The organism is Lactococcus formosensis (assembly GCF_018403745.1).
GTDB classification, from domain to species: domain Bacteria; phylum Bacillota; class Bacilli; order Lactobacillales; family Streptococcaceae; genus Lactococcus; species Lactococcus formosensis.
Map to the genome: position 1 here is coordinate 15,158 of NZ_BOVP01000008.1, position 19,228 is coordinate 34,385.

23 protein-coding genes and 1 other annotated feature are annotated in these 19,228 nt (G+C 39.1%); of the genes, 5 read left to right on the forward strand and 18 right to left on the reverse strand.

Annotated features, from left to right (window positions below):
- Positions 1 to 17: 17 nt before the first annotated feature.
- From KJS37_RS08795 to KJS37_RS08850, 12 genes are all read right to left on the reverse strand, one after another.
- Positions 18 to 1,061, reverse strand: coding sequence for a SepM family pheromone-processing serine protease (locus KJS37_RS08795; RefSeq protein ID WP_213496934.1), 1,044 nt, complete (start codon positions 1,059 to 1,061; stop codon positions 18 to 20).
- The gene (gene coaD, locus KJS37_RS08800) at positions 1,051 to 1,548 is read right to left on the reverse strand and encodes a pantetheine-phosphate adenylyltransferase (protein ID WP_165714786.1); all 498 of its coding nucleotides are present in this window, start codon (positions 1,546 to 1,548) and stop codon (positions 1,051 to 1,053) included. Before coaD ends, KJS37_RS08795 begins: the two co-directional genes overlap by 11 nt.
- On the reverse strand, positions 1,538 to 2,077 hold the full coding sequence (gene rsmD, locus KJS37_RS08805; protein ID WP_213496936.1) for a 16S rRNA (guanine(966)-N(2))-methyltransferase RsmD: 540 nt from the start codon (positions 2,075 to 2,077) through the stop codon (positions 1,538 to 1,540). Before rsmD ends, coaD begins: the two co-directional genes overlap by 11 nt.
- A gap of 94 nt (positions 2,078 to 2,171) precedes the next feature.
- The gene (locus KJS37_RS08810; protein ID WP_003133148.1) at positions 2,172 to 3,518 is read right to left on the reverse strand and encodes a glucose-6-phosphate isomerase; all 1,347 of its coding nucleotides are present in this window, start codon (positions 3,516 to 3,518) and stop codon (positions 2,172 to 2,174) included.
- Positions 3,519 to 3,666: 148 nt separating this feature from the next.
- Positions 3,667 to 6,309: a valine--tRNA ligase gene (locus KJS37_RS08815; RefSeq protein ID WP_213496938.1), complete on the reverse strand. Its 2,643-nt coding sequence runs from the start codon at positions 6,307 to 6,309 to the stop codon at positions 3,667 to 3,669.
- Positions 6,310 to 6,400: 91 nt separating this feature from the next.
- Positions 6,401 to 6,569 (reverse strand) — a binding site (T-box leader).
- A 33-nt stretch (positions 6,570 to 6,602) separates the two neighbouring features.
- Positions 6,603 to 7,217: a FusB/FusC family EF-G-binding protein gene (locus tag KJS37_RS08820; protein ID WP_213496940.1), complete on the reverse strand. Its 615-nt coding sequence runs from the start codon at positions 7,215 to 7,217 to the stop codon at positions 6,603 to 6,605.
- Between the two features lie 124 nt (positions 7,218 to 7,341).
- Positions 7,342 to 7,590 (reverse strand): DUF1912 family protein, encoded by a 249-nt coding sequence (locus KJS37_RS08825; RefSeq protein WP_003133144.1) that lies wholly within the window; start codon positions 7,588 to 7,590, stop codon positions 7,342 to 7,344.
- Between the two features lie 2 nt (positions 7,591 to 7,592).
- Complete coding sequence (locus KJS37_RS08830; RefSeq protein WP_165712276.1) at positions 7,593 to 7,940, reverse strand: MmcQ/YjbR family DNA-binding protein; 348 nt, start codon at positions 7,938 to 7,940, stop codon at positions 7,593 to 7,595.
- A 1-nt stretch (position 7,941) separates the two neighbouring features.
- Entirely contained in the window at positions 7,942 to 8,451 is a 510-nt protein-coding gene (locus KJS37_RS08835; RefSeq protein WP_213496942.1) for a GNAT family N-acetyltransferase, read from the reverse strand.
- A 34-nt stretch (positions 8,452 to 8,485) separates the two neighbouring features.
- Positions 8,486 to 9,991, reverse strand: coding sequence for a 23S rRNA (uracil(1939)-C(5))-methyltransferase RlmD (gene rlmD, locus KJS37_RS08840; RefSeq protein ID WP_213496944.1), 1,506 nt, complete (start codon positions 9,989 to 9,991; stop codon positions 8,486 to 8,488).
- A 100-nt stretch (positions 9,992 to 10,091) separates the two neighbouring features.
- Complete coding sequence (gene gloA2 / locus KJS37_RS08845) at positions 10,092 to 10,484, reverse strand: SMU1112c/YaeR family gloxylase I-like metalloprotein (protein WP_165714008.1); 393 nt, start codon at positions 10,482 to 10,484, stop codon at positions 10,092 to 10,094.
- Positions 10,485 to 10,509: 25 nt separating this feature from the next.
- Positions 10,510 to 10,875, reverse strand: coding sequence for a winged helix-turn-helix transcriptional regulator (locus KJS37_RS08850; RefSeq protein ID WP_096368950.1), 366 nt, complete (start codon positions 10,873 to 10,875; stop codon positions 10,510 to 10,512).
- A 141-nt stretch (positions 10,876 to 11,016) separates the two neighbouring features.
- Here KJS37_RS08850 and KJS37_RS08855 point away from each other — a divergent pair, with 141 nt between their 5' ends.
- The 5 genes from KJS37_RS08855 to KJS37_RS08875 all read left to right on the forward strand — a co-directional run bounded on the left by KJS37_RS08855 (position 11,017) and on the right by KJS37_RS08875 (position 15,243).
- A complete protein-coding gene (locus tag KJS37_RS08855) occupies positions 11,017 to 11,835 on the forward strand; it encodes an aldo/keto reductase (RefSeq protein WP_213496946.1) in 819 nt (272 codons plus the stop codon).
- A 15-nt stretch (positions 11,836 to 11,850) separates the two neighbouring features.
- Entirely contained in the window at positions 11,851 to 13,044 is a 1,194-nt protein-coding gene (locus tag KJS37_RS08860) for an MFS transporter (protein ID WP_213496948.1), read from the forward strand.
- Positions 13,045 to 13,137: 93 nt separating this feature from the next.
- Positions 13,138 to 13,971, forward strand: coding sequence for a recombination regulator RecX (gene recX, locus KJS37_RS08865; protein WP_213496950.1), 834 nt, complete (start codon positions 13,138 to 13,140; stop codon positions 13,969 to 13,971).
- A gap of 83 nt (positions 13,972 to 14,054) precedes the next feature.
- Complete coding sequence (locus KJS37_RS08870; protein WP_017369518.1) at positions 14,055 to 14,903, forward strand: MurR/RpiR family transcriptional regulator; 849 nt, start codon at positions 14,055 to 14,057, stop codon at positions 14,901 to 14,903.
- 31 nt (positions 14,904 to 14,934) lie between these two features.
- Positions 14,935 to 15,243, forward strand: a complete 309-nt coding sequence (locus tag KJS37_RS08875; RefSeq protein ID WP_096368946.1) for a DUF960 domain-containing protein — start codon at positions 14,935 to 14,937, stop codon at positions 15,241 to 15,243.
- A gap of 33 nt (positions 15,244 to 15,276) precedes the next feature.
- Here KJS37_RS08875 and KJS37_RS08880 read toward each other — a convergent pair whose 3' ends face one another.
- The 6 genes from KJS37_RS08880 to KJS37_RS08905 all read right to left on the reverse strand — a co-directional run bounded on the left by KJS37_RS08880 (position 15,277) and on the right by KJS37_RS08905 (position 19,044).
- A complete protein-coding gene (locus tag KJS37_RS08880; protein ID WP_213496953.1) occupies positions 15,277 to 16,044 on the reverse strand; it encodes a metallophosphoesterase in 768 nt (255 codons plus the stop codon).
- Between the two features lie 85 nt (positions 16,045 to 16,129).
- Positions 16,130 to 17,338 (reverse strand): hypothetical protein, encoded by a 1,209-nt coding sequence (locus tag KJS37_RS08885; RefSeq protein ID WP_213496955.1) that lies wholly within the window; start codon positions 17,336 to 17,338, stop codon positions 16,130 to 16,132.
- A gap of 117 nt (positions 17,339 to 17,455) precedes the next feature.
- Positions 17,456 to 17,701 carry a 30S ribosomal protein S18 gene (gene rpsR / locus KJS37_RS08890; protein ID WP_003133134.1) on the reverse strand — a complete coding sequence of 82 codons (246 nt, stop codon included), beginning with the start codon at positions 17,699 to 17,701 and terminating at the stop codon, positions 17,456 to 17,458.
- A 119-nt stretch (positions 17,702 to 17,820) separates the two neighbouring features.
- Positions 17,821 to 18,315: a single-stranded DNA-binding protein gene (gene ssb / locus KJS37_RS08895; protein ID WP_017369521.1), complete on the reverse strand. Its 495-nt coding sequence runs from the start codon at positions 18,313 to 18,315 to the stop codon at positions 17,821 to 17,823.
- A 37-nt stretch (positions 18,316 to 18,352) separates the two neighbouring features.
- On the reverse strand, positions 18,353 to 18,646 hold the full coding sequence (gene rpsF, locus KJS37_RS08900) for a 30S ribosomal protein S6 (protein WP_003133129.1): 294 nt from the start codon (positions 18,644 to 18,646) through the stop codon (positions 18,353 to 18,355).
- 185 nt (positions 18,647 to 18,831) lie between these two features.
- Positions 18,832 to 19,044 (reverse strand): hypothetical protein, encoded by a 213-nt coding sequence (locus KJS37_RS08905; RefSeq protein ID WP_016171080.1) that lies wholly within the window; start codon positions 19,042 to 19,044, stop codon positions 18,832 to 18,834.
- Positions 19,045 to 19,228 lie beyond the last annotated feature (184 nt).

Here is a 19,228-nt window from a genome sequence, read left to right on the forward strand (position 1 = left end):
GTAAATTACAGCTTTTTTTATTTTTCGAGATAATCTATTGCATCTTGAATCGTCTTTACAGGTACGATTTTCATATCTGAATTCAACTTTTTAGCTGCCGCAAGCGCATCCGTGTAGTTATTTGTTGTACCAGAAGCCTTTGTCTGTTCTTCCGTTTCATCTGGGCAAAGGAAAATTTTTGCACCCGCATTACTTGCTGTAGCAACTTTTTTATCGACGCCACCTATTTGCCCGATGCTGCCATCCTCATTGATAGTTCCAGTACCTGCAATTTCGCGTCCTTGACGTAAATCTTTGCCTGTAATTTGGCTATATATTTCCAAGGTAAACATCATACCAGCACTCGGTCCGCCAATACTTCCGGCATCAATTTTAACTTCAGGGTCTGTCACAACTTGTGTGTGGTCTACTAAACCAATACCAATCCCCGTCTTACCATTACTCAGCTTAATATACTTCCCTGTGGCTTCATGATTACTGCCATCTACGCGTGTATAATTGATAGTAACGCTACCCCCAACTTTTTGTTGAGACACATAGTCAATCATTTCAGTTGAAGATTTGAAAGTACGACCATTAACTGCTGTTATCGTATCCGAAAGTTGTAAGTCATTTTTAAATGTCGAATCCTCAGTAATGCTCAAAACATAAACACCTTGATACTTCATCTCATAAGGCTTCCCTGCCAACTTAAAGGCCTGATAAATAGCCGTGTTTTGCGCTGTCTGCATATAGAACTGATTAACCAAATCAAATTGCCGGTTGGTCATCCCGCCTGTCATCTCTTCACTACTCACAACAGTAGCAAAAGAGTTCGACTTGGAATAAAGCATACTTGCTGCATTGGCGCGAACCATTTCAACTGTCGTTAAATAAAAGTTGCCTTTATGCTCATCTTTTTTCCCTGCGACATCAACCATTTGGTTAACTGGAATCGTTCCTCCTGGTTGCTCGATATAGTAAGGTAAGGGGAAGAACAACCCCACTATAACAAGAAGCGGTAGCGCGACGGCAAAGAATAGCTTTAGTTTTTTATGCTTTTTTATTTTTTCATTTTTCATGTGCTTTTTTCTCATTCAGTGCTTCAATAACATTTGCAGGTAACCATTGGCTTAGATCTTGACCAAAATGATAAAGTTCACGCATCCGGGTAGAACTAATATTTTCGAGTTCTGGTTTTGCAGTCAGTAAGATGGTTTCCATCCCCGTCATTTCACGGTTAAAGTAAATCATATTTTTCTCATAGTCTAAATCAGCCGCATTGCGAACTGAGCGTACAAGTGCCGTCACTTCTAATCGCTTCGCAATATTTACTGTTAAATCATTCGCATGTGCAATCACTTCCACATTAGTTAATTGTAAATCTGTTAAGGCTGTTTCGATTAGGGCTACACGCTCTTCTAAACTAAACAAAGGATTTTTAGCTTCATTTTTGAAAATGCCAATATAAAGCTTATCAAAAAGCTTGCTGGCACGTTCAACGATATCAAGATGACCTTTTGTGACTGGGTCAAAAGTGCCCGTAAATAAACCGATTTTATTTTTCATAGATGGTTACCTTTGAAATTCCATATACTTTTTCTTTACTCATAGACAACTGACCAATATGTTCTGGAAGATCTACGTCCTTGTCCGTTTCACAAACAACGATGACATCATCTGCCAACAAGTCTTTTTCCTGCATTTGTTCTAGATTAGCAACAATGCTTTCTTTCGCATAAGGTGGATCTAACAAAACTAAGTTGAACTGTCCCGAAAGATGAGCTAAAGCACGCTCTGCTGGCATTTTAAGAAGTTGAAATTTTTTCTCTTCCTTGGTCATCTTAATATTTTCTGCAATCACCAGCTGCGCTGAACGGTCTTTCTCAACCATCACAGCATTGTCCATCCCACGTGAGACAGCTTCGATAGCAAGTGAGCCTGAACCTGAGAACAAATCCAAGACCCGACCGCCTTCAAAATATGGACCTATCATATTAAAAATCGCGCCCTTGACTTTGTCCGTCGTCGGACGTGTTGTTTTACCTGCTAATGTCTTGAGTGGTCTACCACCATAATTTCCTGCTACAACTCTCATTGCTCTATTATAGCACACTGTGCCTTCTTCGCCCATAAGCATAAAAAAGTCACAGTTCAATGAACTGTGGCTTTTGTTTTTATCTCATTTTTGATTAAAGACGTGCGTTCAATTCGGCACTCAATTCTTCAAATCCTGGTTTACCAAGAAGCGCAAACATGTTACGTTTGTAAGCTTCAACACCTGGTTGGTCAAACGGATTGATACCGTTCAAGTAACCAGAGATTGCGATTGCAAGTTCAAAGAAGTAGATAGTGTAACCTAAAGTGAATTCATCTTGCTCAGGCAAAGTAACGATCATGTTTGGTACGTCACCATCTGTGTGGGCAAGGAGAACACCGTCAGCTGCTTTTTTGTTGACGAAGTCAACATCTTTACCTTGCAAGTAGCCAAGACCATCAAGGTCAGCTTCAAGCTCAGGGATGTTAATATTTTTGCGTGGTTTTTCAACACGGATAGCTGTTTCAAATACAGAACGTGTACCTTCTTGGATAAATTGACCCAATGAGTGCAAATCTGTTGAGAAGTTTGCTGATGTTGGGTAAATACCTTTTTGGTCTTTACCTTCAGATTCGCCAGCCAATTGTTTCCACCATTCTGAGAAGTATTGCAATGATGGCTCATAGTTAATCAAGATTTCTGAAAGTTTGCCTTTGCGGTAAAGGATATTACGAAGTGCTGCATAGGCATAAGCATCATTTTCACGTACATCTGTAGCTGTATATTCTTTACGCGCTGCGTTAGCACCTTCCATAAGGGCTGTGATATCAGCACCTGATGCTGCGATAGGCAAGAGCCCAACAGCCGTCAAAACTGAGAAACGTCCGCCAACTGAGTCTGGAACAACAAAAGTATCCCAGTTGTTTGCATCAGCATTAACTTTAACCGCACCTTTTTCTTTATCTGTTGTTGCATAGATACGTTTATTTGCTTCTTCACGGCCATATTTTTTAACCAAAAGTTCTTCAAAGACACGGAAAGCAATTGCTGGTTCAGTTGTTGTCCCTGATTTAGAAATAACATTAACAGAGAAATCTTTATCTGCAACATATTCTACCAAGTCTGAGAGGTAGCTTGAAGAAATTGAATTTCCTGCATAAAGAATTTGTGGTGCTTTACGTTCTTCTTTTGATTGAAGATTAACAAAGCTATTGTTCAAGAAATCAATTGCAGCGCGGGCACCAAGGTATGAACCACCGATACCGATAACAATAAGAACTTCTGAATCAGATTGAATTTTACTTGCTGCTTTTTGGATACGAGCAAACTCTTCTTTATCATAGTCTTCTGGAAGATCTAACCAACCGATGAAGTCAGAACCCGCACCAGTTCCTTCACGAAGAAGTTTATCTGCGCCGTCAACTTGCCATTGAATTTCGTCAAGTTCTTTATCAGCCACAAATGGTTTCAATTTAGAATAGTCAAATTTAATATGTGCCATCTTATATCTCTCCTTAGAGTTTTTTTCTTTGTTTATTTTATCACTTTTTCACAGCTTTAACAAGAAATGAAAATTTAAGATATTGTAAAGCTATCTATACCAAAAAGAAAAAGTTCCCACAATTAGGAACTTTTCCATGACTCATCGACTATTTTTGTAACTCTTCAATACGGGCTTGAGTGCTCTCAAACTTCTCTTGATAGTCTGCTAGTTTAGCACGTTCTTTATCTACAACTTCTGCTTTGGCATTTGCCACAAATTTTTCATTAGAAAGCTTACGGTTAACCATATCAAGTTCTTTTTGCCATTTGTCTAATTCTTTATTAAGACGAGCGATTTCTTCCTCAATATTAATCAATCCTGCTAATGGAAGGTAGATTTCTGCACCAGTAACTACTGCTGACATGGCTTGTTCTGGCGCTGTTACATCCGCTGCAATAGTTAACTCGCTTGGGTTAGTGAAGCGTTTAATATAAGGTGCCACCTTGTTCAGGAAGGCTTCTTTGTCTGATTTGATCATCATTGGCACGGCCTTTGATAAAGGTGTATTCACTTCTGCACGGATATTACGTACAGCGGTAATGATTTCAATGAGCATGGCAACTCCATCACCTGCTTCTGCATCATCAAATTCCGGACGTACTTCTGGATATTCAGATACCACAATAGATTTGCCTTCAGCTGTTGGAAGTTTTTCAAAGATTTCTTCTGTGAAGAAAGGCATGATTGGGTGCAAGAGACGGAGAACTTGATCAAGGACATGCACAAGCACTGAACGTGTAATGTCTTTTTCTGCTTCATCATCGCCAAACATTACTTCCTTGGTCAACTCAAGATACCAGTTAGCAAACTCATCCCAAATGAAGTTATACAGAATATGACCTGCAACACCAAACTCAAATTTATCCATTTGTTCAGTAACGCGTGCAACTGTATCATTCAAACGTGTGAGAATCCAGCGATCGGTAACATTACCTGCTGTTTTCGCTGCCACTTGGTCAAGATGAGCAGAAATTTCTTCTGATGTGATATCTCCTGCATTCATCAAGATATAGCGTGAAACATTCCATATCTTATTGATGAAATTCCAAGCTGCATCCATTTTGTCGTAGCTGAAACGCACATCTTGCCCTGGAGCTGAACCATTGGACAAGAACCAACGCAAGGCATCGGCACCATATTTTTCAATCACATCCATTGGGTCAATACCATTCCCCAAAGATTTGGACATCTTGCGTCCCTCTTCATCACGAATCAATCCATGGATAAGCACATTATTAAATGGGGCTTTTCCTGTAAATTCAAGGGATTGGAAAATCATACGTGAAACCCAGAAGAAGATAATGTCATAGCCCGTAACCAAGGTCGATGTAGGGAAGTAACGTTGGAAGTCTTCTGCCTTTTCATCCGGCCAGCCCATAGTTGAGAAAGGCCATAAGGCTGAGGAGAACCAAGTGTCAAGTACGTCCTCATCTTGTACCCATCCTTCACCTTCTGGTGCTTCTTCGCCGACATACATTTCGCCAGCTTCGTTGTACCATGCAGGAATTTGATGTCCCCACCAGAGTTGGCGTGAAATAACCCAGTCGTGTACGTTTTCCATCCATTGGAGGAATGTGTCGTTAAAACGTGGAGGATAAAACTCAACCGCATCTTCTGTTTTTTGATTTGCGATTGCATTTTTAGCCAACTCTTCCATCTTAACGAACCATTGTGTCGATAAGCGAGGCTCAACCATTACACCTGTACGCTCTGAGTGCCCAACAGAGTGCATCATCTTCTCAACTTTAACTAAGTTGCCGAGCTCATCCAATTTTTGAATGATGGCTTCGCGGGCTTCAAAGCGATCCATACCATTAAACTCGCCTGTGAGCTCGTTCATTGTACCATCAGCATTCATTACATTAACTTGTGGCAAGTTATGACGTTGACCAACCAAGAAGTCGTTAGGATCATGGGCAGGGGTAATTTTAACCACACCTGTCCCTTTTTCCATATCTGCGTGCTCGTCACCAACAATAGGAATTTCTTTGTTAATGATAGGGAGAATAACACTTTGACCAATGTATTTGGCATAACGTTCATCTGCTGGGTTAACAGCAACAGCGGTGTCTCCAAAGAAAGTTTCTGGACGTGTTGTCGCTACTTCAAGTGCACCTGAACCATCCGCCAAAGGATAAGTTATGTGATAGAAGGCACCTTCGACATCCTTATGGATAACTTCAATATCAGAGAGCGCAGTCATGGCCTTTGGATCCCAGTTAATGATAAACTCACCACGGTAAATCCAGCCCTTTTTGTAAAGTTGAACAAAAACTTTACGGACTGCAGCAGACAAACCTTCGTCTAGAGTAAAACGTTCACGGTTATAATCAACAGAGATACCCATTTTACCCCATTGTTCTTTGATAGTTGAAGCATATTCGTCTTTCCATTCCCAAACCTTGTCTAAGAATTTCTCACGGCCTAAATCATAACGGGAGATACCATCTTCAGCTAAACGCGCTTCCACTTTGGCTTGCGTTGCAATACCTGCGTGATCCATACCTGGCAACCATAGAGTATCAAAACCTTGCATACGTTTTTGACGGATGATAATATCTTGCAAGGTTGTGTCCCAAGCATGTCCCAAGTGGAGCTTACCGGTTACGTTTGGTGGCGGAATAACGATACTGTAGGGTTTTGCTTTTTTGTCACCTGAAGGTGCAAAAACACCTTGTTCGAGCCATTTTTCATAGCGTCCTGCTTCGACTTCAGCAGGGTTAAATTTTGTTGATAATTCTTCTGTCATTTATTTTTCCTTTCGGTATGAAAACAGTTAATAATGTCGAGGGAGAAGTTCAAGAGTATGTCAATAAAAAAATACCGCACCTAAACATCCAAAATAGGACGCTCACGCGCGGTACCACCTAAATTCCTGCTTTTAAAAGCAGACACTTAATTTTATTTAACTGACTTCAATGCAACCTTCACAAGCTTCATCTGAAATCTCACAGCGACCGATTTCTCTCTTAAAGATTAGGCTTGTTACTCCTCATTTAGTGTTTTTATTCTATCAGATTTGTCAGTTTTTTGCAAGGTCGCTCAGCGTTCTTTGATTATTTCTAAGAAATGCTCTAAACCTTCTATTTTTTGCATTTGTCGATTACAGTTCACACTATCAACACAGATATATGTTCCGTTCTTAGTATAGGTACCATCAGAACCTCTTTTAGTGGTGGCTAAAAATTGTGTCACTTGGCTTGTTTTTTGACAAATCGCACAAATATTTTTTATACTTCCTGATGTCGTTCCATAAAAACCCCGTCCGTCACTTGTCACGATATACTTGCGCTGACTGGAAATCTCATTCCAAGCAAAATAGGTGAGTTCTTTCATATCCCAGGATGCTTGCGCTGGAACTTTAAGCTTTTTGACCTTCTTAAAAATCTTTTTAATTTGGCTTTCAGATGGCAAGACAAAAGCTTCAACTAAATCTTTCAAGTAAAGCAATTCGCGTTCTGCTTGCTCCTTGGTTATTTTACTGTCCACAAGTTTCTCTAAAAAGAGACCGACTTCTTTTGCTTTCGAGAGCTCTTCTATTTCAGCTACAGTTTGAGCATAAACTGCTTCTACTGTGGCTTTATCATTAACCGAATGGTAGACATTGATGAGATCAAAGGTAAGATATTTTATTCTGTTGTATTCGTATGCTTTCATTTTTTCTCCTTAACTATCCGCTAAGTGAGAATATTGTTAACTTAGCGGTAAACTTATACGAGAGCAGTTACTCGCACTTGTTTACCAACCATAGGATTTAATTTCATAAAACCCTCCTTACTACTTAAAAAGTTTTGGTACCTAAGTCTGGTACGTCGTGGAAATCTTTACCTGCTTTATAGTTTTCAAATTTCCCTTGAATAAATTGATAGGCATCGAGACGACTTTCATAACGAATAGCTGCTTCTTTTGCTTCAATTTTTTTATCTTCATGCGCAATTTTTTCTGCGGCTTTCATTGCAATTTCTGAAAGTTGAACCTGTTGGTCCACCCACTCACTAAAATCTTTTAAAAATTTTTCTTTATATTCCATTTTTATTCTCTTTTTGGTTTGATTAAATGATAACTGTTCTCAATCATCTGTTTCGCTTGTTTCTCTGAAACGTCACCACCAAAATGAATGTCATTCCAGTGTGTTTTATTCATGTGCCAGGCTGGGCGTATTGAGTCAAAAGATTCACGCAGTTCCTCATTGACTGAAGGTAAACCTTTGACAGCCAAAACAAGCTCGCCTTCACGCTCCGAGATGTAGACAAAAGATTTTTTATTTTTTAGATGCTTCACTACAATCGTCGCTGGCCCTTTTTCCATCTTTGCAAAAGGTGTATCTGCAAAAGTTGGACCAAGCGCTAAGCAAAACGCTAGCCAGTTTTCTTTATTCATCTCATTCTCCTAAAAGGAGTTGATAAGCGAAGCGATCTCCTTCGTAGAAAACCATACCGCGCTTTTCAAAGCCCTCACGTTCAAAGACTGCCTGCATCACTGCATTAGCTGGATGCGTATCCACGCGAAAGTCCTTATATCCGCGTGCTTGCATCAGAGTAAAGATGTTTGAAAAAAGATATTTTGTCAGACCCAGACCACGGTATTGGTCAGACAGTGCTAAACAATGGACAGTGACATAGTCTAAGCTATCATTTAACCACTTGCCATTATAAATTTTCGTATATTGCGTATCTTCGCCAGTAATGATCGCACAAAAGCCTGCAACTTTTTCATCTACAATCAAAACATAACCGACATCTTCCTGAATGAAATTTTCAATATCACTTTGTGCAGGATACTCAGCTTGCCATTGATCACTCCCGGATTTGCCCAGAAATTCTCGCGCTTGAGCAATAATCGGCATAATGGTTATAACATCCGCTTTGGTTGCCTTTCTTAAATAAATCATGCTTTTCCTCTCCGCTCAAACTAAACGCCCTATTTTATTTTCTTTTTCTACGTGGCTTGTCGTATCCTTGCTTGGTTTTTTCTGCACGAAAAGGTGCTGCTAAAGGTTGGGCAAGTTTACGCATTTTTACTACCGCTTCAGTACGTGCTGTATGTGGGAACATATCGACAGATTGGATATATTCGATGCTGTAAAATTGCGAAAGGATTACTAAGTCTTTTGCTAAAGTCGAAACATTACAAGACACATAAACCAGTTTTTCTGGTGTATAAGTGGTGATTGTTTCCAACAAAGCATCATCCAATCCTGTACGCGGTGGATCAACGATAAGGGCTGTGGCTCTATGGCCTGACTTATACCAGTTAGGAATGATACGTTCTGCTTTACCTACTTCATAGTGGCAGTTTTTAAAGCCAAGACGTTTTGCATTGGCTTTAGCATCTGCGATAGATTCTGGCGTAATATCCATTCCGTGGACCGACTTAACTTTCTTAGCCACACCAAAACCGATAGTGCCGACACCGCAGTAGGCATCAATAACACGGTCGTCTTTTTTCGGATTCAACGCGCGTACGGCTTCACCATAGAGCACATTAGCTTGTTCTGAATTGAGTTGATAAAAAGCACGTGGTGACAACTCAAAGTCATAATCCAAAACGCCTTCGGTAATCGTTTCTTTTTCCGCAAAAAGCATCTGTGTACGGTCACCATAAATTTCGCTGGTTTTCTTCGGATGGAAGTTGGCTGATACAGAAACAATCTCTTGGAACTCTTCCGTCAAGTCAGATAAAATATTATCCATCTTCACCAAGTCTTTGCGTTGACGTTTTGAGAGCTCTTCACGTGGTGCAGGCCAAACCTGCCCATCTAAACTGATACGTGCGGATGTCACGAAAATAATTTGGACTTCACCTGTTTTTTGACTGCGTCGCGCAACGATGGTGCGAATCCCCATGACTTTACGCTCATCATACACAGGCAAATTGTATTTTTCAATCAAGCGACAAATACGATTAGCGATATTTTGGATGACTTCGTCTTGCACCAAACAATTTTCTAAATTCACCAAGTGATGTGTGCCTTCTTTGTATAAGCCAGCAATAACATCGCCATTGTTTAGACGGCGCACTTGAAATTGCAACTTATTACGGTAACGCAAAGGATTTTCCATACCAAGTGTTGGTAGAAGTTCGTACTTCTTCCAACCTGTTGGACGGTATTTTTCGAGAGATTGGCGGAGCAAATCACGCTTAAACTCTAATTGTTGCGGATAAGCAAGGTGCATGATATGCGAACCGCTAAGCTCATGGTAAACACGATCTTCGGGTTTGACACGGTATTTTGACTTTTTATTTATCTTGACAACTTTTGCGCGTGAAAAATTACGGGCATTTTCTGTAATCTCTGCCAAAATTTCTTCTGTAGGCAGTGCATAAGGCACAAATACTAAGCGGCCATGGTAAGAGGCGATTCCTTCGCCATTGATACCCATACGCTCAATATTGAGTGGGATTTTTTGTCCAATTTTCAGATTAATCATATCCCAATTTTAACATAATTTCCCTATAATTGGACCACTAAAATCCAAGGATTCTCCTATTTATAAAGAAAAAATACCAGCGTACACACTGGAATTTTTTCTATTCATGTAATTCTATCGGTAATTCATCAGGATCATAGAAGAAAACCATCTTCTTATTGGTAATCTCATCCACGCGCAATTCTTCAACTTTAACCCCTTGATCCGATAAGTAAGCCATATCTGCTTCAATATTATCGGTCTGTATTGCCAAATGACGTAAGCCTTTCGCCTCTGGATACGAGACCCGCTCAGGAGCATCCATTTTGATAAAAAGTTCTATTTCGGTACTGTCATTCATTTGGAGATCGATTTTCACATCCCCTTTATCCAGACGATGGCTTTCTCTGATTACTGGAAATCCCAGAATATCTACATAAAAGTGTCGTGATTCTTCGTAATCACTCCCTATAATAGCAATATGGTGTATACTCTTAAAATTTGGTGTGTACATGTTTCTCTCTCTTATCTTCTCAACCTCAAGCCTTAATCTCATCTTCTTCCAAGATACAAACATCGTCTCCTTGGGCTTTGAGATTGCGTACATGATCTTCACCCCAAGAACATAGGCTATCCAAAATATTATTCAAGCTTTCACCATACGGGCTAAGTGAATACTCTACTTTTGGCGGCACTTGATTGTAAACGGTGCGGACAATGATATTATCCAGCTCTAATTCACGTAATTGTTGTGTAAGCATTTTTTGACTGATCCCTGGAATACTTCGTTTAAGTTCACCTGGGCGGCGTGGTTGGTGTCTCAGATTACACAAAATGATAGATTTCCACTTCCCACCAATAACGTCCATTGTGGCCTCCACACCTATATTATAAGTTTTTTCCAAAAAAAATCTCCTCTCTAAACCCTTTATTTCAAGCAAAACTTACTTTTTTGTATGTATATGACAAAAAAGTAGGTACTATTCAACAAGTTATTTTTATTATATACTATTTTTTGTCAAAAGAAAACCTAAGGAGAAAAGACAATGAAACTTAACAATACAACACATATCCCCGAATTAGGATTAGGCGTTTTCCAAATCTCAAATGAGGAAACTGCCGAAGTCGTAAAAAATGGAATCATCAACGGCTATCGTTTGATCGATACTGCCCAAATTTATGGTAACGAAGAAGGCACAGGACAAGGGATTAAGACTGGCCTTGAAGACACAAATCTTACACGCGAAGATCTCTTCATCACATCAAAACTATGGGGCAGCAACCTTTCTTATGAGGAAACCATTCAAAGCTTTGAAACAAGTTTAGAAAAATTGGGCTTGGATTACCTTGATCTTTATCTTATCCACTGGCCAGGTACTGATTATGGGTTTGAAGCTTCTTGGAAAGCTATGGAAGACCTCTATAAAGATGGACGTATCAAGGCTATCGGTGTAAGTAACTTCCAAAAACATCACTTAGAGCGTCTCTTTACCTATGCACAAATTGTCCCTGCAGTAAATCAAATCGAGCTCCACCCTAAACTTGCTCAAAAAGAACTGCGTCACTTTTTAGAAGCACATGATATTAAAGTACAAGCTTGGTCGCCATTGATGCAAGGACAACTGTTAGACAATGAAACAATTAAAACAATTGCTCAAAAGTACAATAAATCAACAGCACAAGTTATACTTCGTTGGCATTTAGAACAAGGCATCTTGGTTAACGTGAAATCTGTCAAAACAGAACGTATGCGTGCCAACCGTGATGTATTTGATTTCTCTCTGGATCAAGATGACATGAAACTCTTAGATGGTCTTGACGAAAACTTACGTGTAGGACCAGATCCAGAAACATTTAACTTTTAAAAAATAGGAACCCTTATGAAAAAAATTTCACCAAGCCTGACCTTATTGGCTTTAGCCATCAATGCCTTTGCCATAGGCTCAACAGAATTCATCAGTGTTGGTCTTATGCCGATGATTGTGAACACTTTTAATATCAATTTATCTCAAGCAGGCCTCACCGTTTCTTTATACGCTTTAGGCGTAACTCTTGGAGCACCTCTCCTTACGATTGTTACAGGCACATGGAATCGTCGCTCATTAATGTTAGCTATTATGCTTCTCTTTATTAGCGGAAATCTCTTATCCGCTTTTGCTCCAACTTTCCTCCTGCTCTTAGTTGGACGTATTCTAGCAGCGTTAGCACATGGTATCTTTATGTCGGTGTCAACACTTATTGCCGCAAATGTTGTTCGCCCTGAAAAACGTGCTTCTGCTATTGCCTTAATGTTTACTGGGCTTACTGTAGCAACGGTTATTGGCGTTCCTTTAGGAACTTTCATCGGGCAACATTCAACCTGGCATATATCCTTTATCTTTATTGCCGTAATTGGATTGATTGGATTATTAGCGAGCATCTTTTTAATTCCAACAAATCTCCCTATTCCAGGTAAAGTAAACTTAAGTGGCTTTGCAAGAATTTTCCGCAATAAATATATTATGACCTCTTTCTTCATTACTGCTTTTGGTTATGGAGGCACGTTTGCTGCTTATACTTACTTAGCGCCTTTATTAGAAGATACCTTTAATTTCAGCTCAAGTACTGTTGTTGTCGTTCTGGTCGCTTACGGTATAATGGTAGCAATCGGTAATACTATCGGTGGACATTACTCAAATAAAAAGATTTTACCTGTATTACTCAAAATGTTTGGTGCTTTGACTGTAAGTTTGCTTATTCTTTTTGTTGCAGCATCAATGGCATCTCAGTGGCTGGGGTTGCTCGCAACGCTTTTACTCGGTTTATTTGCCTTCATGAACGTCCCTGGTTTACAACTTTATGTCGTGCAGTTGGCTGAAAAATTCACTCCTCAAGATATTACTCTTGTTTCAGCTTTTAATATTTCAGCTTTTAACATCGGTATTACTCTCGGTTCATTTGCCGGTGGCGAGGTAGCGAAAGCAAGTAGTGTTATCTATACACCACTTGCAGGGATTGTTATTGTCCTCCTTGCTATGCTTCTCATTATTGGGGCTCAAAAACAATCCATCGGAATCAGATCTCTCCAAGATTAAAATAAAAAAGCTCCTAGTCTTCTTCTAGAGCTTTTTTATTAAAACTGAAAAAATCTATTTCCCCTTCATCTTGTACTCTGCTATAATAAAGTTATGATAAAAATCAAGGAAATCACAAAACTCAAAAAGCTTTATAAAGTTACGCTGACAGAGTCTTTTTCATATAAGGAATGGGAAGAGGCTAGAGATAAAATCTACGTCTGTGAGGATACAATTGTAAAATATATGCTAACACGAGATAAGGTCCTTCCTACAGATGAACTGGAGCAATTATTAGCTTTTGACAATTTTGCACAAGGTAAATCCTTAGCCCTTTACTTTATTTCCTTCAAAGCTAGGACATCGTCAGAAGTCAAGAAATATCTCTATGACCATAATATTCAGTCGGCTCAAGTAGAAGATATCATTGATAACCTTACTAAAAACGGTCTCCTTAATGACCAAGCTTATATTGAAAGTTATATTCAAGGAAAAGTTCGTACAGCAAGTGCTGGACCTTATCAGATCAAACAAAAACTCCATCTGAAGGGACTAGATTTGCAACTTATTGATGAAGGGATAACCCAAGTTTTCAATGAAGAAAAACAAATTGATGTGGCTGTCACTCTTGCGGAAAAAATAGTCCGGCAAAAAGCAAGCCGCCTCACTCTTCAACAGCTCAAACAAAAAGTCACACAAAGCCTCACTGCTAAGGGATTTTCTTACGCCATTAGTACCATCGCTCTTGAAAGTTTAGAACTTGAAGCGGATGAAGAAAATGAGTTAGAACTCCTTTACACTGAACTCGACAAAAGCGCGCGTAAATACAGTAGAAAATACGAAGGCTATGAGCTTAAGCAACGCATCACCCAAGCCTTAGCCCGTAAAGGTTTTGACTTTAGTGATATTTCTCGCGCAATTCGAGACTATGATTTTGAAGAGGAATAAATCAACTTTCTGTATTAAAAGCATTTCCCATTTTCCACCTCAAAATTGTGTTATGATATAATAAAAGCAAGACTGGAAAGCATATGACACAATCTCTCATCACACGTATCAACTCTTATTACGATAACCTCAGTAAATCTGATCAAGCCATTTCAAATTACTTGATTGAAAATATGGACAGCGCCGCGCGCTTATCCATTCAAGAATTCGCAAAGAACACTAAAGTATCTACTGCAACTATTTCGCGGTTTGCTAAAAAAATCGGCTTTGATTCTTTTCAAGATTTAAAGTTAGCTATCCACAGTACCGAAAAATTTAAATCCGATAACTTTTTCAGCGAACTCTCGCCAGAAGATAGCTATAAAGATATCCTTGCCAAAAATTTTACAAGTAATATTTCTTCTCTCAATGCAACATTGCAGCTGATAGAGAGTGATACTTTGGATAAGGTTATGAATATCCTCTTATCCACCAAAACTTGTGGTTTTTTTGGTCTGGGTGGCTCTAATGCCGTTGCTTTAATTGCTTACCATAAATTTTTGCGTATGCCACTACAAACGGTATATCATCAGGATTTTCACTATCAACAAATGTTAGCCTCCAAACTGACAGAAAAAGACTGTGCTTTCGTTATTTCGCATACCGGTAAAAACAAAGATACGCTGAAAATAGTTGATATTCTGAAGAACAATCACGTTCCTGTGATTGCTATCACCTCATTTGCGAACTCAGCCTTGGTGAAAAAAAGTGATTTGGCACTTATTTCAATATCTGAGGAAATATCTTTTCGACCCGAAGCTGTTGCTTCAACCGTCTCCCAAATTAGCCTTCTAGATGCCATTTTTTTGATGTATGGCATGAAAGCTCAAGATTCGATTGAAGATACTTTGGAAAACATTCGAGAAGTTATCAGCCAAACCCGTTTAAATTAAAATATAAAGTTAATGATAAAGGAGGAGCAAAATGGCATTTACTGAAACAAAAGGACGCTATGCAAGCTATGGAACTGTATCCAGCATTCCTGGTGAAATCATTGACAGTTTTTGGTTCATCATTGACAATCAGCTAAAAGGCGTTATCCCGCTTGAGCCTCTTATCAATTTTGAATTGCTCAACCAAAAAGGACTACTTTCCGTGAAATTTTCACAGCCTCACAATCCTTTAACTGTTACGGTTGATTTCCAATACCCTTTTAATACTTCTTGGCCACGTCATTTCCATGCTGTTGATAATAACGGTAAGGAAACTATCATCTCTTCACAAGAACGTTAAATAAAAGTCTCCAGATAAAATTCTGGAGACTTTTTAAATTTCGTAATAGACAATTTCTGGAGGGACACCAAACCTGATTGGTAAAAAAGTTAGCCCGATACCGGCATTGACAAAAAGTTTTGTGCCGTTGCCTAACGAGTATAAGCCGGAATCATAAGTCTTCGATCCATCATTACGTAAGCGCAAACTACCAAGGCGAATTTGCCCTCCGTGGCTATGACCTGCAATAACTAAATTATATTTTTCAGGAAACTCCACTTGCAAAATCGTATCTGGCTCATGAATCATTAAAATTGAAAAATCGGCTTGCTCAGGAACCATACTAAAATTTGGTTGTCCTTCGCGTAAATCATCAAGTCCCGTTAAGGATACAGCCCCTGACGTAAGCGATTGATTGGTAAGTACAGTAAAACCAGCTTCCCTTAGAAAAGTTTTTATATAGTTCGCATTTCCTTCATCTGAAAAATCATGATTACCCAAAATCGCAAATTTTCCCAAAGGAGCTTTAAGTTCTACTAAAATTTCTTTTACCTTATCGATATCATGCGCTTGTGCCCAATCGACTTTATCAAATAAGTCGCCTGTGAACAAGATCAAATCAGGTTGTGTTTTTTTTATGTGTTTTGAAAATTTTAAAAAACGGCGTGGGTGGGTATGCCAATTAAAATGTGTATCCGTAAAGTGTGCAACTCTCAGCCCGGCTGTGTTTGAAATTGTCACTTGTCGCACACGCATAAAATGTGGTTCAACGAAAATCCCATAAGCCAAAAGGCAAAAAAGTAAAATTATAATCCATGTCATTGCTTTATTTTACCACATTCATTTTTTTTATTCTTCATAAGAATTCCACAAAATAAAAGTAGGGTATATTTCCCTAGCTTTTTATTTACGGTATCCTAACAGATATTTGAGCAACTCCATCAGCTGTAGGCAACCCTGCTTTCCAATAAGTATCCCAGTTTAATCCAACAGGAAGTTGAGATGTACCAGTAATTGTAAAATCAGATGAATCAATATTGCCGTTCAACCATTTAGCTGTCAGTCCTACCCAGTTATTGTCTGTATCATTCCATAACGTCATTCCTTTTTCACTAGTTTGTACGTCTAAAAATTGTGCATTAACGCTGTCTCCTCTAATACGGGCAGAACCTCCGACATTCGCAATCAAGTGATTTCCCCAACTTGTAGCAACATAATTTTTATCAAAGTCTGGCGCGTAAGCTGTTCCAACTAAGCTTCCGTTCACATAAAAGCCTACAGCCTTAGAAGCTTCATAATATGCTATTTCAATCTTCGTCCACTGATTGAGTACGGCAGGCGGTCCATAAGAGGTATAAATATGAGAGCTTCCATTAATATTTTCGCTCATATAAACAGGCTTTCCTGCAGCTGATCCCGCATGGAAACTAGATTCCTTATCTACCTGAACCCCAAAGCTTATCGCATGCTCACCTGTACCATTAAGCGTGAATTTCGCCTGATATCCTGTTCCTGCTCCTGCTAATTTAACATTTCCAGATATAAAAGCTGTTTTAGGACCATTTAAAGGAAGATTCAATGCTGGAGAGCTTCCGTCTTTAGGTAAGGCATACCAAGAAATCCCTTCATATTTCCAACCCCGAGATACTAAAACTTTCTTTTCATAAGTATCCATTGTAGAATGATGGGCACCAATACCTGCAGCAGGATTATAGAGACGATAAACTGGTTTATCTCTATTCGTTGCAGAGTAAAAAGCAATCCCTTCTGCTCGCCAACCATGTTTACTCGTCAGCACTTTTACTTCATAGCTGTCTTTGGTATACAAATGTTCTCCAGATTTAGGATTATATACACGGAAAACAGTATCACCCGATACAGGGGCCGCCCATGCAATCCCTTCATATTTCCAATCTTTTGATAGTTTAGGAAGTCTATTCTTTTCATTTACATCTGCAGTATGCAAATGTTCCATATTACGGGTATTGTAAAGCCGATAAATTGGCTGACTCTGAGGACTATCCGCCATCACACTATCCTTGTTTATCCCCCCCAGAAAGAGAAACAAAGATAAGACGAACCACATCCCTAAAACTATTTTGAAATACTTCCTCACTTTTCTCTTCTACTCCTTAAATTTTTTTCATTCCTATATAAAGCTTAACATAAAGAACTGAGCAAGTAAAATATTCTTGGAAGAACAAAAAAACACCCGAAGGTGCTTAATTATTTCTTAGTTTTCGTCAGAAGCTACGAATGGCAAGAGAGCCATAACACGTGCGCGTTTGATAGCTGTAACCACTTTACGTTGGTTTTTAGCTGAAGTACCAGTTACGCGACGTGGCAAGATTTTACCACGTTCTGAGATAAAACGTTTCAAGAGTTCAGTGTCTTTGTAATCAACAACTTCGATTTTGTTAGCTGCGATAAAGTCAACTTTTTTACGGCGTTTGAAGCCACCACGTTTTTGAAAAGCCATAGTGTGTTTCTCCTTATATTATTGTAAGATGTTGTTGAGTAGAAAAGTCAATACGGATACCGCTTTTATACTCAACGAATAGGGCTCAGATAGACTGCCTTGTACAGCTGCCTTACTTATTAGAATGGAAGATCATCATCTGAGATTTCCATTGGTGAGCCACCAAACGGATCTGCATCACGACCAAAATCAGGTGTTGAATTGCCTGCTGAGCTGTTAGAGCCAGCAAAAGGACGGTTTTGTGATTGTTGTTGCTGTGGTGCAGAATATGAACCAGAGCCACCTTCACGTGCAGCACGACTTTCAAGCATTTGGAAGTTATCAGCCAATACCTCGGTCACGTAAACACGTTGACCTTCTTTGTTCTCATAATTTCGTACTTGAATACTACCTGTTACACCAATCAAGGCACCTTTTTTAGCCCAATTTGCCAAATTTTCAGCAGATTGGCGCCAGATGACACAGTTAATGAAATCAGCTTCACGCTCGCCTTGCGCGTTTTTAAAACGACGGTTAACAGCAATCGTAAATGTAGCAACCGCAGTATTTTGCGGTGTGTATCGCAGTTCAGGGTCACGCACAACGCGTCCAACCAAAACAACATTATTAATCATGATGTTTCTCCTTTAAATTTGTCCAGCTAAACTAGAATTAAGCTTCTACTTTAGTGATCATATGACGAAGAATATCGCCGTTAATCTTAGCAAGACGGTCAAATTCGCTCAAAGCTTCTGAATCAGTAGCAGCTTCAAGAGTTACGATGTGGTAGATACCTTCGCGGAAGTCTTGAATTTCGTAAGCGAGTTTGCGTGTTTCCCAGTCTTTAGACTCAAGATTAGCAGCACCGTTGTCAGTCAAGATACTATCGAAACGTTCAACGAGGGCTTTCTTTGCTTCTTCTTCAATGTTTGGACGAATAATATAAAGAATTTCGTATTTTGTCATTGATTTTTCCTCCTTTTGGACTAATGACACAGGTTGGAGCCTGTGTAAGTTATGAGTTTTACTCACAAGTATATATTCTATCAGATTTAACTACTTTTTGCAAGTTGATTTATCTTGCTTTGTGGTTTTATAAAATAAAAAATAACCCTCTGACTCTGCAGAAGATTTCTCAATGTTTTTATTTACTAAGCTACTACGTCAAGCACATTAGCTGGAATGTAGCGATACTCACCTTCTTTCGATTGATAATAGCCAAGCTTCTTCACTATAAAGTGTAACTTACAACGACTATCAAAGCGCTGATATAAGTGGGAAATCTCCCCTTGCTGGCTACGAGTTACGCATACAATTTTTTCTCCCGCGTAAGTTGGAGATACATATTTTGGGGTAAACGTCATAGAAAACCACCTCCAGATATAGTTGAGATGAAAACGCAATCATCTCTTCTTACATTATAATTCTTTTTAAGCTCTAAAACAAATGTCTAGATTTTCTTAAGGACGATACAAATCATTAAAAACTCTGTGTTTTTAAACATGGAATTGCATAATTATTCATCTCAGCTAGGCTCCTCCTTGACAT

What these genes read in the sequence shown, in the direction of transcription:
- KJS37_RS08795 (WP_213496934.1), bottom strand. Translation starts at nt 1,061, where the DNA reads ATGAAAAATGAAAAAATAAAAAAGCATAAAAAACTAAAGCTATTCTTT.
- coaD (WP_165714786.1), bottom strand. Translation starts at nt 1,548, where the DNA reads ATGAAAAATAAAATCGGTTTATTTACGGGCACTTTTGACCCAGTCACA.
- rsmD (WP_213496936.1), bottom strand. Translation starts at nt 2,077, where the DNA reads ATGAGAGTTGTAGCAGGAAATTATGGTGGTAGACCACTCAAGACATTA.
- KJS37_RS08810 (WP_003133148.1), bottom strand. Translation starts at nt 3,518, where the DNA reads ATGGCACATATTAAATTTGACTATTCTAAATTGAAACCATTTGTGGCT.
- KJS37_RS08815 (WP_213496938.1), bottom strand. Translation starts at nt 6,309, where the DNA reads ATGACAGAAGAATTATCAACAAAATTTAACCCTGCTGAAGTCGAAGCA.
- KJS37_RS08820 (WP_213496940.1), bottom strand. Translation starts at nt 7,217, where the DNA reads ATGAAAGCATACGAATACAACAGAATAAAATATCTTACCTTTGATCTC.
- KJS37_RS08825 (WP_003133144.1), bottom strand. Translation starts at nt 7,590, where the DNA reads ATGGAATATAAAGAAAAATTTTTAAAAGATTTTAGTGAGTGGGTGGAC.
- KJS37_RS08830 (WP_165712276.1), bottom strand. Translation starts at nt 7,940, where the DNA reads ATGAATAAAGAAAACTGGCTAGCGTTTTGCTTAGCGCTTGGTCCAACT.
- KJS37_RS08835 (WP_213496942.1), bottom strand. Translation starts at nt 8,451, where the DNA reads ATGATTTATTTAAGAAAGGCAACCAAAGCGGATGTTATAACCATTATG.
- rlmD (WP_213496944.1), bottom strand. Translation starts at nt 9,991, where the DNA reads ATGATTAATCTGAAAATTGGACAAAAAATCCCACTCAATATTGAGCGT.
- gloA2 (WP_165714008.1), bottom strand. Translation starts at nt 10,484, where the DNA reads ATGTACACACCAAATTTTAAGAGTATACACCATATTGCTATTATAGGG.
- KJS37_RS08855 (WP_213496946.1), top strand. Translation starts at nt 11,017, where the DNA reads ATGAAACTTAACAATACAACACATATCCCCGAATTAGGATTAGGCGTT.
- KJS37_RS08860 (WP_213496948.1), top strand. Translation starts at nt 11,851, where the DNA reads ATGAAAAAAATTTCACCAAGCCTGACCTTATTGGCTTTAGCCATCAAT.
- recX (WP_213496950.1), top strand. Translation starts at nt 13,138, where the DNA reads ATGATAAAAATCAAGGAAATCACAAAACTCAAAAAGCTTTATAAAGTT.
- KJS37_RS08870 (WP_017369518.1), top strand. Translation starts at nt 14,055, where the DNA reads ATGACACAATCTCTCATCACACGTATCAACTCTTATTACGATAACCTC.
- KJS37_RS08875 (WP_096368946.1), top strand. Translation starts at nt 14,935, where the DNA reads ATGGCATTTACTGAAACAAAAGGACGCTATGCAAGCTATGGAACTGTA.
- KJS37_RS08880 (WP_213496953.1), bottom strand. Translation starts at nt 16,044, where the DNA reads ATGACATGGATTATAATTTTACTTTTTTGCCTTTTGGCTTATGGGATT.
- rpsR (WP_003133134.1), bottom strand. Translation starts at nt 17,701, where the DNA reads ATGGCTTTTCAAAAACGTGGTGGCTTCAAACGCCGTAAAAAAGTTGAC.
- ssb (WP_017369521.1), bottom strand. Translation starts at nt 18,315, where the DNA reads ATGATTAATAATGTTGTTTTGGTTGGACGCGTTGTGCGTGACCCTGAA.
- rpsF (WP_003133129.1), bottom strand. Translation starts at nt 18,646, where the DNA reads ATGACAAAATACGAAATTCTTTATATTATTCGTCCAAACATTGAAGAA.
- KJS37_RS08905 (WP_016171080.1), bottom strand. Translation starts at nt 19,044, where the DNA reads ATGACGTTTACCCCAAAATATGTATCTCCAACTTACGCGGGAGAAAAA.